At 61.1% G+C, this 16,606-nt stretch carries 6 protein-coding genes; 2 read left to right on the plus strand and 4 right to left on the minus strand.

Annotated elements, in window-relative coordinates:
- The first annotated feature begins 56 nt into the window (after positions 1-56).
- Entirely contained in the window at positions 57-4,847 is a 4,791-nt protein-coding gene (locus tag K311_RS18135) for a protein NO VEIN domain-containing protein (RefSeq protein WP_081683355.1), read from the plus strand.
- Positions 4,828-6,549 (plus strand): DEAD/DEAH box helicase, encoded by a 1,722-nt coding sequence (locus K311_RS0108120; RefSeq protein WP_026816890.1) that lies wholly within the window; start codon positions 4,828-4,830, stop codon positions 6,547-6,549. Before K311_RS18135 ends, K311_RS0108120 begins: the two co-directional genes overlap by 20 nt.
- 243 nt (positions 6,550-6,792) lie before the next feature.
- Here K311_RS0108120 and K311_RS0108125 read toward each other — a convergent pair whose 3' ends face one another.
- Genes K311_RS0108125 through K311_RS0108140 form a run of 4 tightly spaced genes read right to left on the minus strand, consistent with a single transcriptional unit; the run spans position 6,793 to position 16,419 of the window.
- Positions 6,793-9,951, minus strand: a complete 3,159-nt coding sequence (locus K311_RS0108125) for a BPTD_3080 family restriction endonuclease (protein WP_026816891.1) — start codon at positions 9,949-9,951, stop codon at positions 6,793-6,795.
- Positions 9,948-10,616 carry a hypothetical protein gene (locus K311_RS0108130; RefSeq protein ID WP_026816892.1) on the minus strand — a complete coding sequence of 223 codons (669 nt, stop codon included), beginning with the start codon at positions 10,614-10,616 and terminating at the stop codon, positions 9,948-9,950. The genes K311_RS0108125 and K311_RS0108130 overlap by 4 nt, the downstream gene beginning before the upstream one ends.
- Complete coding sequence (locus K311_RS0108135) at positions 10,616-13,639, minus strand: site-specific DNA-methyltransferase (protein WP_211223638.1); 3,024 nt, start codon at positions 13,637-13,639, stop codon at positions 10,616-10,618. Before K311_RS0108135 ends, K311_RS0108130 begins: the two co-directional genes overlap by 1 nt.
- Before the next feature lie 20 nt (positions 13,640-13,659).
- The gene (locus K311_RS0108140) at positions 13,660-16,419 is read right to left on the minus strand and encodes an ATP-dependent helicase (RefSeq protein ID WP_026816894.1); all 2,760 of its coding nucleotides are present in this window, start codon (positions 16,417-16,419) and stop codon (positions 13,660-13,662) included.
- Between the last annotated feature and the right edge of the window lie 187 nt (positions 16,420-16,606).

Consider the following 16,606-nt stretch of genomic DNA (forward strand, 5'->3'; position numbering starts at 1 on the left):
GACGAACCCATTAGCAAAAGCGCGAAATCCAGGCAACTAACAAACCCGGAGCTCGAATGGATCAGCCAGCCCAATCCAGGTTAAGCGGCTCGTACACGGCCAACCTCCTTGGCAACATCCGAAGCCACCTCGCCGGGCTGCAGGGCTACGACGTGATGGCGCTGGAGCTCATCCAGAATGCGGATGACGCGAAAGCCGAGGAAATCGTATTCGACATCACGGACAGTGGTTTGCTGGTGCGCAACAGCGGCCAGTTCACTTACTGCGGCGACTTGGACAAGCCGTGCGCATTTCTCTCCGAGGGCAACTACAAGTGCGACTACCACCGCATCACGGATGTCGGCAGCGGCGGGAAGCTATCGCGCGGCGAGAATATCGGTCGCTTTGGTATCGGCTTCGTGTCCACCTATCAGGTGACGGACCATCCTGAGATCCGCTCTTCCGGCATCAAGCTGGCGCTTTACCCCGAGCGGGGGCAATGGTTCATCGAGGCATTCGAAGAGCCAGATGGAACGTCTTTCTTTCTGCCCTGGGCGAGCGATCCCAACACTGAGGCGCGCCTCGCGCTTGGAATCTCCCACGTCAGCCCCACCCACATCGATCAGCTGGCCGAGGATTTCCAGACCGTTCTTCGCAAGAGCCTGCTGTTTCTTCGCCACGTTCGGAAGGCTGAGATACGCCGGAATGGCCAACTCCTGCTGGCCTGCGATCTGGACAGAAGCGAAGGCTCGGACCTCATAGTCAGTTTCAGGCCCAGTGGTGACATTGAGCAATGGCACATTCTTCGCGCCGACGCAGCGGAGGCTGCCCAGCGCCTCTATGCGACACACCCTCGGCTGGAGACGCTTCATCGAAGCACCAATATCAGCATTGGTCTGCGAATTGATCCCGAACCACTGACAGAGGGGCTGCTCTACGCGTTCTTACCCACCGAACAGTCCACCGGGCTTCCTCTACACCTCAACGCGGACTTTTTCCCCGAGTCTGATCGCAAAGCGGTGATCTTTGCCGGGCATCAACACGAGCAGGCGTGGAATGAGATGCTCATCGACGCCGCCGCCACCGAGCTGGCCAGGGACCCCGAAGGCCTCCTGCAAATGCTCGGTCCCGTCCAGTTGTGGCAGATCCTCGGTCGAGCATACGACCTCTCCTCCAAGCCGGTGGGACACCCCGCTTGCTTCAAGCGGTTCTGGGAGCGCCTGAAGGTAACTGCGACACAAGCACAGATTGCGGAGGCACAGGACGGCAGCCTTCAGCAACCCAGCAGCGTATTTATTCCCCGCACTAACCTGAATGAACATCAGGCTAAGGCATTGCTCGAGGTGGGCGGCAGGCTCGTTGCTGAGGAGCTGCGCCCATTCCAAACGGCGATGAACCAGTTAGGCGCGCCGATTCTGACGCTTGAACGGCTCGTTGTGCTGATGGAATCAGCAATGGCAAAACAGGTGGCGGGAGCAACGGAAGTCGACCAGGAAAGACTGGAACATTTTCACCGCCCTCTCTGGAGCATCATCAACGACCTTCTTCCAGATGCGGGAGCGAGCAACCCCAGCACGAATCCAGCGGTGCAACGACTGTTGGCATTGCCCTTTGTCGTCACCGAGGATCTTTTCGCGGTAACAATCAACCAGTCCTACACGGCGCCTGCCGGGCTGGACGCAGGTCGTATTGCGGCATTGCTGCCGAGACTCGCGATTGCCTCCAGCCTTCTCGAAGGATTTCCGAGAATCACCCGACTGATAAAGCAGCTCCATCTCGGCGCAGTGGCTTCTCACATCAGCGAGATGTGCAAAACCGAACCAGTTGAAGATGTCATCGCCATTGCCCCGAAGGAGCTGCGCGAGCTCTACTCGTTGTTTGCTGCTTTGGACCACCAAAGCGCCGTCGAGAAGACAGTTTATGAGCAACTGCGCGACCTCCCCATATGGCACTCAAGCCGCGGCCTCGTCAAAGCCACCCAAGCGCTTTTGCCGGGCAACTTCACAGATCCCACCGGTCAGGCCGACTTGCTCGACGACTCTGTCCTTACAGAATCAGCCAGAGTTCTCCTGACGAGCAAACTGGGCGTGCAGACACAAACGATCCAGGCGTTTGTACAGACCGTGTTGCCAACGTTTTTTGATAACGACGGCCCTCTGGATGCAAGCAAGTACAAACGGCTGATTAGCGAGCTCGCCAATCACCCGCATTTGGTGGACGAGGATGACATACGTCGGTTGCTGGGATCGCTTCCGATCGTGCCTACGCAGGATGGAGGCTGGTCGCGCCCAGTCAACACGTACCGCCGCACTGAAGAGCTCGTCAGGGTTCTCGGAGACGCGCCCCAGCACTGGCTGGATGCCGGCCGCATTCCGAATACGCGATCAGTGCATACATTCATCGACAGCCTTGGCATCCGACGATCACCGATTGCCAGACACCTGGTCGATCGGATGCTGTTCATCGCCGAGAAATACCTGCCAAGCGAAGATACGAAGCGTGCAAGCAGCGAGGCCTTTTACGTCCTCTGCGACAACTACGATGAGTGGAAAGAGAGAAGAGCCTTTCAGGATGCCCTGGATGACCTTCGAGAGGCGGCGTGTTTCCCTGCCGACGGGGACACGGAAGAGTGGCACTCAGCCGACTCCTTGTACGCACCTTACCGTGCCGACGCATTCCGCTCACAGGCCAATATTCTGGACTTCAGGAACACGGTACGCCTGAAAACAGAGCTACTGGAAGAACTGGGTATTTCCATCAACCCGGAAACTCGGCTGGTCATCGACCATTTGCAGCATTGCATCGCATCGGGCGTGCAGCCCCATGTCTCGACGTATCAGGTGTTGAACGAGCGCGCACAACGATCAGATCCGCTCATTGCGACTCTCGCTGGCTCGCGATGCATTTATGTCGAAAGCCAGAAGGCATTCGTCCGTCCCAACCAGCTGTACTGGGTGCCACAGCAACTTGGGCGCTACGCGTACACCATTCCGGGCAACTACGAGTCGTTTAGGCCGCTTTTTGATGCCATTGGAGTGAAGAATGCGCCGGAAGGTCGGGATTTCGTCGACATTCTGCTCGATATCGTTGGCGAATACTTCGAGCAGTCCAAGCCGCTGACAGGTCCAGACCGCGCGGTCTATGACGTCTGCCTGACCAGCGTTGCTACCGCCCATGAAAATGAGGAGCTGACACCATCGGACCTGCAGCGTCTGCAGCAGGCTCCAGCGATCTTGAACCTACGGGCCCAGCTCACTCATCCGGACGAAGTCCTGCTCCAGGATAGCGAGTGGCATGCCGGATTCTTTGGCGGGGAACTCGACCAAGCCTTGTGCAAGCCCGTTCCTGAACTTTGGCCATTCGTGGAAGAAGTCGGTGTCAGAAGGCTGAGTGAGAGTGCGCAGGTTGCACTTGAATTCGTCGATGGCCCGCAGGTCGACGAAACCCAGCTCGCCGAAAAGCTGATGGACAGGATGGACATCCTCGCCCGTTTGCTTCATGACAAACCGACAACTGTTAGAAAGAAGATTCGGAGCGCTCTTTCGACGTTGACGGCCGTCAGCCACGACATTGTCCGTATCCATGCGTCTGTCCATGTTGGAGGGGATCAGGCATTCGCGCCTCCAACACCGGCGCAGGCGTTCTACGACATCGAGAATGGGCGCTTGATTCTCGCCCGCCCAGTGGGCGATCGGAGTTGGGCACACGTCCTCAATGCGTTGTTCCACCAACTGATGCCAGAGGAATCAGGCAGCGAAATCTCAAAGCTGACGCTAAGCGTTCGTCCTCTCATGGGGATGGCGGTGGAATACGCTCATCGCGAATTGAGTGATGCTGGTATTCCCTATTTAGATGTAGAGACTGGGAACGGGAACACGGAAGACCTGACGTCGCCGGACCTCGATGAGATGGGCGGCACAGCGGAGCCAGACGACCACGAGGAAACCGGGGCAGCATCTACCTCCGTCGACGATTCTGGCGAACAGACCGACGGCGCTCCTGGCACTCCCCATGGAAAGCTGCAACGCGATACGTCAGAGCCCTCAACGGGAGGAGAGGCAACAGAGCAACCTGGGCGTGAGGGGGAATCTGGCGGCCCACGCCGTGGTGTTACTGGACGCGATGGCTCGGAAACTGGCGGCGGCAGCAACAAGGGCTCCGGTGCAGGCGAGCGACGCGCGAAGAAACCCCGCCCCAAGCACAAGGAACAATGGGACCGACGCCTGCTTTCCTATGTTCGGCAAAGGCAAGAGGAGTCTTCGGACACTTGCGATCAGGACGACCCCTCCGCGCACAACTTGGCGGTCGAGGTTGTGGCTCGCGAGGCGGTATGTGCCTATGAAAAGGAGCGCGGTCGCGTGCCGGAACAGATGGCGCAAACCCACCCTGGATACGACATCATCAGCCGCAACCCCGTTACTGGCGAAGACCGGTTTATCGAAGTGAAGGGCGTCAATGGAGAGTGGAACCAAACCGGGGTCGGTCTATCACGGCTCCAGTTCAGCAATGCTCAAGACTACGGAGACCGCTACTGGTTGTATGTCGTCGAATTCGTTTCTGACCCAGAGCACATTCGCGTGCATCCCATTCGAAGCCCGGCAACCCAAGTTACTGCCTTCATGTTCGACGGCAACTGGCGGGACGCGGTAACAGAAGAGCGAGCAGACCCTTCTGCACTATTCATCCCCGGCGCACGGATACAGCATCAGGACATGGGATGTGGAGAAATTCGAGATGTGGTCACTCGTGGCAATACCAAGTTGCTTACGATCCTGTTTGATGGTAAGTCGCAGGCGACCCCACATGTGACTTTGAACTTGCACCGCATGCGTATTCTGGAAGATCTCAATGTCGACAATGATTCCTGAGCTTTCTGAAGCGCAGCTCAATGAGCTGCCATCACAGGCCGAGGCGAAGGTATATCGGGCTCTGAGGAACAAGCTTCCACAGGATTACGTCGTCTTTTTTCAGGTCGGGTGGATACTGCGACGAGAGGAAGAGCAAGCGAAGGATGGGGAAACGGACTTCTTGGTTTGCCATCCCGACCACGGCTATCTCTGCATTGAAGTAAAAGGCGGCGGCGTCGGATTTGATGCGAGCACCGGTGATTGGTTTTCTGTAGACCGCCATCAGCAGAAGCACCCCATTAACAACCCGATTAGCCAGGCGCTAAAGGCCAAGTACTCGATTCGCTCAAAGCTGAACGAGCACCCACGGTGGCGGGACCTTGGTCTCGGGAATGTGCTTCGAGGCCACACAGTCTTCTTCCCCGACGTGGGCGACACCAATGCACTGAGTCGACCGGACATGCCCGGAGCCTTGATTGGCTCTGCCAGGTCTCTTCAAGACCCGAAGTCGTGGATCGATCGAGTCTTTGACTACTGGGGTAGCGACGCCGGAAGCTTTACACCGATAGGACGCCGTGGAATCGACGTAGTCCGCGAAGTGTTTGCGAGATCCTTTGTCGTCGCTCCGCTGGTCGCGTCGCGGCTTGCCGATCAGGAGGCGCGCAGACTGGTGCTCACGAAAGACCAGATGCGAGTTCTTGACTTCTTGCGCTCACATCGAAGAGCCGCAGTCAGCGGTGGTGCGGGTACAGGCAAGACCGTCTTGGCGCTTGAGAAGGCCCGCCGCCTCGCCTCAGAGGGTTTCAAGACATTGCTCACTTGCTACAACAGGCAGTTGGCCGATCACTTGTCGAGCACGTGCGCTGGTACGAGCAACCTGGACGTAATGAGCTTCCATCAGCTTTGCTATGGACAGGTCGAAAAGGCCAATCACGTCTCGGGCCGAGATCTTGTTGCAGAGGCGAAGGTGACGTACCCCGGCAAGGGTCTCTACGACGTACAGCTTCCCAACGCATTTGCGTATTCTCTGGAGGTCCTTCCCGATCGTTATGACGCAATCGTTTGTGACGAGGGCCAGGATTTCCGTGAAGAGTTCTGGGTCCCGCTTGAACTCATGCTGTCGGACTACGAAAGCGCGCCGCTATACGTCTTCTACGATGACAACCAGAATGTTTACGCGCGCGCTGGCACCTTCCCGATACGCGAAGAGCCGTTCACGCTGACAAACAACTGCAGGAATACCGCGCCGATTCATGTGGCTGCGTACAAGCACTACAAGGGGTTACCAGTCAGCCCTCCTGATATCGAAGGGGACGAATTGCAGTTCGACGCGTCGCCCGGGCGTGATGCCCAGGCCGCTAAGATCAATGCACGGATCATTGACCTCGTCGCTCGCCAAGGAGTTTCTGCAGGAGATATCACTGTATTGATTGCCGATGCGCTGCGCAAAGCCGATTACTACGCAGCCTTGAGGCGGCTACCCCTACCGAAGCCCGCGACTTGGCTGGAGGAAGGCATTCGCACCAACAACACCGTCCTGATCGACACGATTCAGCGCTTCAAAGGACTCGAGTCTCCGATTGTGATTCTTTGGGGTCTGGACACCATCGATTTGACGCATAGCGAGGAGCTGCTCTATGTCGGCATGAGCAGGGCGAAATCACTCTTGATCGTTGTCGGGACAGCCGTAACCTGCGCGGGCTTTGAGGTTTCGGAGCACTGAGCACTTTGATGTCGCCGGCCTGACAGGGGCGCGCAGAGCACGCTTCACCTGGTGTGGACCGCAATGCTTGCAACTCGTCCAAGCAGCGTGCCTGCGGGTTCCGCAGCCGGGAGCGCTTCCGCAACGCGATTCTTTTCCACCCCGGCGGGCTGGACTTATATCCGCGACCGGCTCAAGTTCCGGTCCGGTGACCCACCAGATCCGGTGAAGCCCCGTAAATTAACCGGCAACCCCAGACGAATTTCAAGAGAGCCGCAAGTGTGGTTCCGTGACCGTCGGCGAGAGGTCTTCCAGTAGCTTACCGATCGCGGTGCGATGCAGGCAAAGGTGGTACGACCACGTACCAAATCGCCCGTCGTTATTTACGCCCCGGCACCAGCGCTCAGCCGCAGCTTTCTTTAGATGCGCCTCGCCAAGCTGGCCCTTGATTTCGATGATCAACAGTCTGCCGTCGACCAATCGGACGATGAAATCCGGAATGTACCTCCGGGCGCCACCTTGGTTATCCCGGTAGGGAATCGAAAGTCCTAGCCTGACGTTTTTCACCCAAGCCTCGACTCCCTCGTGCGCGTCGAGAAGCAACGCGGCCTCTCTCTCCCACTCGGAGTCGAAAACTGAAGCGTTCGTGTGCGACTTGGTGGCTTCGTGAAGCTCTTTGCCGGTGTAGAAGTTGATATGCGCAGTGCTTCGGATGCCCGCAGCCCCACTTGGAATGATCGCGCGCTCCTTGCTCTGCCCGGACTCATCAACGATATCCATGGCGTGCGTCAGCATGGTGAGCGCTTTGCCGAAATAGGGGTTAATTGCGAGATCCTGTAGTTTGCGACTACCTACCGGCGTGACGTGCTCCTCCATGAAGCGTTGCGACACAGCCAGCATCTGCGGGAAGAGTCGATGAGCTGGAATTGCGGGACCTCTGTCTTCCATCCACCGATGGACAAGTGCGCTGGCCAGCTCGAACGCGACCTGCTGCGGCCTGACGTTGGCTCGCCAAGCTTCGAGACTGACCAGCACCGGGCTTCCTGGGCCAAAGGCCAACAAGCGGCCGTCAGCCGTCGTCAGCCCCATGAGGAGCGTCGCATCCGGAACCTGTTCCGGATCCATGACGAGTTCTCCCACGTGGTTCCAGTCGACGCCGACCTTGAAGATTCCCGGGTCCTGATAGCCATCGACGACCGGAAATTCGATCTCGTACTCGGACTTGGCCGAGTCCGCGTACACGTGATTGGCAGGCGGCGTGGGCGGCGCGGGCTTACCACCTTCGACCTTGAACGGAATCAGCTCGAAGGGAACGCCGAAGATCTGCGCCGTCTCCTCGGTAAACAGTTTCGTTTCCTGATCCACAGTGTATGACGTTCGCCGCAATGCACGGCCAACGACCTGCTCGCAAAGCAGCTGCGATCCGAAGGGGCGCAATCCGACAACGTGCGTAACCGTCGTGGCATCCCAACCTTCGGAAAGCATTGACACGGAAATGATGCACCGGATCCTGCGTCCCGGCGGAACCATCGGATCGATGCGCTCGGCTGACCGATCTTCCTCTTCGAGCTTCCGATTGACCTTCTCGATCAGCGCTGCGTATTCGTCCGGCACGTGGCCACCCGGCCATTCAACGCGCCCCACGGTTTCCAACACGAAGCGCAGTCGGCGCGTCTCGTCTTCGCTCCCGCCAGCTGCGATGTCTTCTCCGACCTTGCTGTCGATGCGGACCGTGTACTCGCGGCCCGGCCGGTTGCGGAACTCCGGTACGCCCGCGCCGTACTGCGGGTCACCGTCGGCCAGCCAGGCATGCATGGCTTTGGCGATCGTCGTGTCCTTGCAGACGATGATGAAAACCGGCGGCACGTCATGGCGGCGGTTGCCGTCTTTGAACCGCTGATTCCAGATCGCCTCGGTCTCGCGCCAGTTCTGCGCCAAGGTCATGATCGGCTGTGCGGCCCAACGCATCACCTCGGTGACGGTCACGGGCCCGATCAGGCCTTCCCCGCGCGCCTTCTGCTCCACCCAGCGCCAGATGTTGAAGTAGGGCGGCACCTCGGTTCCGCCAGACTCGTCGGTCGGCAGTTGCGGCACCTTGACCAGCCCGGCCTCGATGGCTTCCAGCAAGCTGAAGTCGGACACGATCCAGGGGAAGGGCTTGCCGACCTCGTTGCCGCTACCCTGGATGTAGAACGGTGTGGCGGACAGGTCTACGCAGAGGCGGATGCCGTTGCTTCGGCCGCCGAGCGCCTTGTTGATTCGGTCAAGGCCCTCGATCCAGACCGTCGCCTCGCGTGCATTGGCCTTGGACTCCTCATCGTCGTCCCCAGTCGCAGGGGCCGCGCCGCGCCGGTAGGCGTGGTGCGCTTCGTCGTTCATTACCAAGACGGCGGAGCTCCGCCCCTTACGGCCGCCGAGGATGCGCCGAAGGAAAGCAGCATCGCTCTCGAAGTATCGTGTCTCGCGGACGGTGTAAGCCCTGGGCCTTTCTTGGCGGTCACGGTCGATGCGCAGGATCGTGAACTTCCCCACCGTCGCCTGTTGCTCGATGTCCGCCACGGACAGCTTGGGGCCTGGCTTGATGACCCGATCTGATTCGACCGGGACACCGCGCTTCACCACCTTGGCCGACTGCCCGTTCACGTCGGTCAGTTCGCGCCGCTCGAGGTTGTGCCAGTTGGTGATGAAGACCTCGCCGCGCCGCAGGTCCGGCATCAGGTGCACGGGCACCAGTTCCCGGGTGCGGTAGAGCGACAGGTCGTCGCGTTCGGGCTTGAGTTCCTGCAGACGGTCCCGGATGGTGATGTTGGGACAGATGATCAGGACCGTGTCCGAGTACGCCGCCGCCTGTGGGTCGGCGACCTTGTTCAGGATCGACCACGCGGCGAGCATCCCCATCACCGTGGTCTTGCCGCTGCCCGTGGCCATCTTCAGCGCGTAACGCTGGAAGGCGCGATAGCCTTGGCTGCGTGAATCCTCGCCGGGCTCGTCCATCGGGACATGGACGCCCTGCCGCAGATCCGCCGGTCCCTCGACGAGGAAAATCGCGGTTTCCACCGCCTCTAGCTGGGCGAAGAACAGCGGGTGCACGCGGTCGGGGTGACGCCAGGTGTCGATCAGCTCGCGGGTCACGCGGGTGGCGCCGGCGTAACCGCGGTCCCTCCATTCCTGCACGCGCTGCCGCAGCAGATTGGCGAGGTCGAGCAGGTACTCCTGGCCCTTGAGGTCCTCCTCGAAGAAGTCCCGCACACCCTCGGCCCGTCGCCCACGCGCTGCGGACTCGGGAACGCGCAGGAAGTAACTGGCAAGGCGCCGTCCAGAACGCTTCTCCGGCGGCTTACCCTCGGCGATGTGCCAGTGATGAGCTGGCGCCGCGTAGGGCGAGTTGATGATCGGGTTGGCAACTGTGTTGATCCGGCTCATGTCGGCTTTCTCACCTTCAGAACCAAACAGGGTTCCGACAGCAGGGTTATGTCGTCAGACAGCCCGGTTTCCAGCAGGTGGAGCCCGGCGAGGGAAAAGGCGTCTTCGCGCGCGAAGTCCCCCATCGGCACTGATCCGTCGGCGATGGCGGCCGCAAACGCCATCGCCCCGCACAGCGCGTCGCGTTCGTGGGGCGACAGGCCATCCGCATCGCCTAGTTGCACGCAGATGCCGGCCCGCCGGGTGATGAACGCCTCCCAGCAGAAGAGGTTTGCGCTTCCTTGGACCAGCTCGGCCCATCGGGTCGTGCCGCGGACAGTTGGCACGCGCTCCGCGATACGCGCGAGGCACCAGTTCACTTGGGCCAATCCTATGGCCAGCACCGAGGCGCCGGGTCCGCCACACCAGTTCACACGCTCCTCCCCGGCACGCCGGCGGGACATGGCGAACATGTCCGCTCGTTTCGGCACGTAGAGTGGGCATTCGAATCCGACGGCTACGCGTTGGCCGGCGGCCAGCAGGTCCACGACGTGCCCGACGAAGACGCTCAGATCACCGCCAGCCCGCCGCCGATCGTCGCTGAGAACCGCCCAGCCGACATTGCCCTTGGCGGGTGATCCGACATCGAGACAGGCCACAGCGTCGACTGCGAGCACACGCACCATCACGCTGACACGTCCAGTACGCGTAGCAGCTCATTGCCGCGCTCGTCGATCACCTTGACAGCGATGCGGCGGCGCTTGCCGAGCAGGAAGGGTTCGCTGGTGGTGCCGGCCAAGTGTTCCCAGACCGAGGGGTCGAACTCCGCGCGCAGGGAGCGCTGCAGGTTGTCCCAAGCGGCGGTCTTGGGGAAGAAGACCTGGCTGGCACGGAAGCAAAGGCCGTCGTAGTCGGTGTCGAGCATCCAGCAGGGCACGTCGGCGCCGTCGATGGATTCGGTCTGCCTGGTGGACGGGTCGAAGAGGTCGAGGCCCTTGAGTTTCACTTCGTGGAGCACCTCACCGGCCGGACCCTTTCGGCGGGCCGGGCGAGCCACGACATCCGGCAGGCCGGTGATGGAGAAGATTTCGGACGCGCGGGTAGTCTTGAGCAGGTCGGACATCGCGACGTCCGGGGTGACGGCGACGTAGGCGGCCGGCAGGCGCAGCTTTTTCTCGTCCTCGATCAGGGTGCGGGCGCCGGGTTCGATGGCGAAGCCGAAGAAGTAGAGGCGGTCGTACTTCAGGTAGTGCGCCTCGCGTCCGGCTTCGTAGACCAGCGAACTGGAGATCGCGCCATCAGCGGGACCGAAGACCACGGCCGCGCGGTGGCCGCCGTCAGTGGCTTCGGCGTGCAGGTACTCGGCGTCCGCGGTGCGACGGATGCTGGACAGCACCAGTTCGCGATTGCCGGGCAGACGCAAGGTCTTGGACTGGCGCAGGACTTCGGTCATGCGGTCGATGTGCGAGGCGGACTCCTGGCCAGAGGCCGGCCCCTCACCGTCCTCTGCGTCAATCATCTGCGCGGGGGCGATCGTTGCCTCGACGACGAAGGGGCCCGCGACGCGCGTCACGCCGCTGATCTCCTCCGGCCGATCGACCAGCACCTCCATGGCCGGGGGCTCGTCGTTCGCAGTCGACTTCAGGGTGATGTGGGGCACGAGCCCACCGACCTCCGCACCCTTCCGGTTCTGCTTGCGCTTGTAAACGAAGCCACCTGATGGTCCCGCGCTGGGAGACTTAAGCTCGTAGTATGGGAAGGTCGCTGTCAGAAGACGCTGTCTAGCCAAGGCCAGCGGAACCCTAGAGGCATCAACTGTAATCCAGCGACGAGCCCAACGCTCCGCTACGTATGCGGTCGTTCCACTCCCACACGTTGGATCAAGAACAAGGTCGCCGGGGTCGGTACACATCAACATGCACCGTTCGATAACGGCCGCGGTGGTTTGCACCACGTATAAGCGACCCGTGTTCTCGATGGTATCCGCCCACTGATTTGTTCTAGAAGTGAACCCAAAATCTCGAAGATAGAGCTTGTAGTAGAGTCGCCCACCAAGAGCAAACAGCCTGTTCTTGGCCTTAAGGCGATTCACTCCATCTCGGGTAGTCCGCCAGCTCTTTCCGCCGGACGTTTCGAATGTGCCCCCGTCGAAATCGATCGGAAAAATACAGGACTTTGTGTAGCCGGAAGACGTAAGGTCGGAGCGCTTAAAAACAGCATTGTTTGCTGCAGTTTCGTCAAAGTCATCGACTTCTTCGCGCGTCAATCGCCGATACGTTCCATCCGGATTGTCAGCAAAAACGAATTCAGACCCCGCCCCAACCTTCTTTTCGACGTAAAGATTGCGGTATTTCATCCTCGTCTTGTCACGAGCGTACCAGCAGATGTAATCGACGACCGATTCAATGCGCCCCGACTCCAAAGGCATCATCGTCTTGTAGTTAATGCAAGCAACGAAGTTCTGCGGACCGAAGATTTCGTCCAAGATCGCCCGAACATAGTGAAGATTGGCGTCAGAAATTTGTACGAAAATGCTTCCTGTGTCAGCCACAAGGTTGCGGGCAAGCAAAACGCGGTCACGCAGAAAAGCAAGATAGGAGTGTAGTCCGAGCTCCCATGTATCGCGATACGCTTTGACCATCTCGGGTTCGCGTGTTAGGTCTTGATCGTCGGCGGCGCTCACCTTTCTGTTTCTTACGAAAGGCTGGAAATTGGACCCATACTGAACTCCATAGGGCGGATCGATGTACACCATCTGCACCTGCCCCCCCATGCCCTCGAACTCCAGCAGGGAGTTCATGACTTGCAGGCTGTCGCCGAGGATCATGCGGTTCTGCCACGGCCCCTTGTGCTCGTACGCCTCGAGCTTTTCGTGGATCTCCATGCCGCCGCCGCCGAACAGGTCGAAGGTCTGGCCCTGCGCCTTGCGGTGACGGATGCCGTCGAGAATGGCCTTCGTGGAATGCCGTTCGTGCACGAAGAGCGGCACGGTGGGGACGCGGATTTCCTGCCGTTCGGCCTTGCCGGCCCAGTTCAGGAAGGGCTGAGACAGGGACTGCAGCCGCTGCGCGGCTTCGGCCAGTGAGGCGACGCGCACGCCGCCGCCCTTCCATTCCTGCGGCTCGGCGAACACGGTCTTCTCGCCTTCGGTGCCCGTGCGGGCGATCAGGCCGATCAGCCATTCGCTGAGTTCGCGCACGGGCTGTTCGTCCCACGACAGGGCCGGGTCCAGCGAGCTGTCATAGCGGTAGGTCTTCGGCGGCCTGCGGGTCTGGAACTGGTCCTGAAGCCCGGCTTCGGGACGCTGCACGGCCTCGACGAGGTGGACGTACTGGGCGGAGCCTTCGCCAATGGCAGCTGGTTGCGTGCGGGACGGCTCCTCCTGGACTCCATACGATCTCCGCGATTTGGCTGCGCGGGCTTTGTCCGATGTGTCGTCTTCAGTGACGTGATCCGGGTTAAGCAGCCGATTAATGAGTGCTTTCTTGCGCCCCGTTGGGTCCACGCCCACCAGCTCAGCCACTTCCTTGACCTGAGTTTCGCTAAGGATGTCGATCAAGGCCTTCGGCTTGGCGCGCTTGGCTTTGGCGAGCGCTTCGCCCATCGATTCGACGGACCTCATATCGGCCCCATCGATATCCAGTGCATCGCAGGCCCTCTTCATCTCGTCTCTGCCCATGACCTGCAGGATGGCGGCTTTCAGCTTCATGATTGGCTTCTGTGTCGAGTTCAGGATTCGGGATGGGCCGCGCTGCACAGGCGGCGGTAGTCGCATGCGCCGCAGTTGCGGGCGTGCGGCTTGGCGGGTAGGTCATTGCTGCGCAGGGATCCGGCAGCATGCCGGACGTCGCGCTGCACGTCGGCGATGAAGTCTGCGTCCACCGAACGGCGCTTCTGGCGCTGCTCGTCCAGTTCGTAGATCTCCACGTAGTCCGCGTCGCGGCCGGTGAGTTCGTGGTAGCCGAGCGCATAGATGTGGAGCTGGGTTTCGGTGACGGCCTCGGCCTGGGCGCGATCGGTGGACTTGAGATCGACGATGGTGACCTCGCCGGTGTCGAGCCGCCGCACCAGGTCGATGCGCCCGGCCACCGAGATGCCGTCACCCAGCGCAATCTCGATTGCTTTCTCGGAGAACTCGAGGTTGCGGAAGGCGGCGGCGTTGCGGACGAGGTAGGCGCCGATCACTTTGCGTGCCGCACCGGCCAGCTGCTCGCGCAGTGCCGGATAGGCGTACGGTGCGCGAAGGTGGCGGTCGACCAGCGCATCGGCCTCGGACGGGTCAATCGTATCGCCGCGCAGGGCGCGCGCGTGGACCTCGGCCAAGGCGTCGTGCAGCGACTTGCCGTAGCCGAGCGCTTCATCCAGCGGGGCGTTGAACCCGTAGAGGATGCGGAGCTTGAACTGGTAGGGACATTCGAAGAAGTACTTGAGGTCGGAAAACGACAGCGTGACGTTGGCCACCGCGCTGCGTGGCTGTGGCGGCAGGCGCGGGCGGGCCGAGTAGTCCGGCGCGCGGCGCTTGACGTACTTCGAGGCCAGAACGTCATTGAAGAAGTCTGACGGGTTCTTGGTCAACTGGTTGCCGGGCGTCGGTGCCCAGGTCAGGTGCAGGAACTTCTGCGCCCGGGTCATCGCCACATAGAAAAGCCGCGATTCGTCATCGCGTCCGCCCTTGTAGCGTGCGGCGTTGCCGAAGGCGCGTTCCGGGATCAGGTGCCAGGGCGTGCGGCCGCCCGCGCCCTTGGACGGGAACCGGTTGCGGACCAACTGGGGGATGAAGACCACCGGCCACTGCAGGCCCTTGGCCTGGTGCACGGTCATGATGCGGACCGCGTCGGGCGAGGCGTAGGCGCTGTCCTGCCAACCTTCCGGATAGACCTTGTCAGCGTGGTGGCGCAGGAAACCGGCGAATGAGCTGTACTTCTCGACCGGGTCGGATCGGAAGTGGATGCTCTCGAAGTCGGAGATCGCCTGGCTGAACTTCCCGAGATTGTAGAACACCACCTCACCACGACCGCCCGGAACGGTTTCCTCTCGCAGTTCGATGCGCTCGAGGAAACCCATGAACTGCCGCTGCAGGTTGTAGACCTTGAACTGGCCGATATCGGCGCGCTGCATGTCGTCGCGGGCTCGGGCCGCGGCGATGAGCGCGGCGTCGAGCGCAGCAGGCCGGATGCCGAGGTCCGCCGCGCGCCACGCGTCACGGACCGATTCCACCGTGACCCCGTCCTCGCGGGCGAGGAAATAGAACAACTGACGGGCGGCTTCGACCTCCTCCTTCTCGAAGAGGTTGTCCATGCCGGTGATGATGTAGGGGATGCCGGCGTCACTTAGAGCCGCTTGGATCGCGGCACCGTCGCGGCGAACCGAACGCAGCAGGATCGCCATGTCGGACCAGGCGATGCCGCGCTCGCGGCCGTCGTCCCGCACGGCCACCCCGTGCAGGGCCCTGCAGCTGCGGGCGATATGGGCCGCCTCGTCGGCCGGATGGTCGAACGACAGCGCGACGATGTCACCGGGCTCGTACGCCTGGGCATCGGCCGGTTTCATCGCCTTGGGCAGACGATCGACCACCGTGCCGATGAAATCGCGGGCGACGGCGATCACGCCGTCGCTGGAGCGGAAATTCTCCTCGAGGCGGATCGAGCGGACGCCCGGGTAGCGTTTGGCGAACTGCAGAATGTTTTGAACGTCACTGCCGCGCCACTGGTAGATGGTCTGGTCGTCGTCGCCGACCACGCAGATCGCGGCGCCGAGGTCATGGAAGACCCGGACCACGGCCTCCTGCACAGGGTTCACATCCTGATACTCATCGACAATGACATGGCGCACGCGGGCGGCGAGTCGGGCCCGCAAGCCCTCGTTTCCGCGGAGCTGGTCGACGGCGGCCTTGAGGATGCCGGAGAAGTCGAGGTAGCCGCGTTGGTGCAGGAGGTCTTCGTACTTGGGCAGGGCGGCGGCGACCGAATTGCCCTCGAGTTCGCGCGGGCGGTCGGGCATGTCCTCGCGCAGGATGGCCTGCGCGGCGGTGTAGTTGCGGGTATCGATGAACCGCCTGAGCGGGGTGCCGTCAAGGGTGGTGCTCTCGGTCAGCCCGGATGCCTTCGAGTGACGGTCGACGAACAGGACCTGCTGGACCTCGTTCAGGACCTCGTACTTCATGTACTCCGGCACTTCAGTCTTGAGCAGGTCGAGGCAGAAGCCGTGAATGGTGCCGACGTACATCTCGGCCAGGCCGGTCACGGTGCCAAGCTGCTCGCCGCAGCGGGTGTGGATGCGTTCCTTGAGCTCGGCGGCGGCCTTCTCGGTGAAGGTAAAGGCGATGATGTTAGAAGGAGCACAGTCGCCCCCTCCGGCTTCGCGCGGCCGCAATAAATTGACGACGCGCTGCGCGACCACCTCGGTCTTGCCCGAGCCGGCGCAGGCAATCAGTTGGAGATTACCTTCGCGATGGCGGATCGCCTCCGCCTGTGTCTCTGTGAAATTCATGCTCCGTCCCCTGTCACGGTGCACTTATGCCCCCGCGCCCGCTGAACTCGAGCCGTTCAGCGGCGCCGTCAGGAAGAATGACCGTTCACAGTGGCTCGGGGCAAGGCAATAGGTTTGTGCCTAATCGGAGGTCATCGGTTCCTAGCCTGATTATTCGTATAATTCGGCCCGGCCCCACGCGGGCCAC

The sequence above is a fragment of the Arenimonas composti TR7-09 = DSM 18010 genome (assembly GCF_000426365.1).
In the GTDB taxonomy this organism is placed as follows: domain Bacteria; phylum Pseudomonadota; class Gammaproteobacteria; order Xanthomonadales; family Xanthomonadaceae; genus Arenimonas; species Arenimonas composti.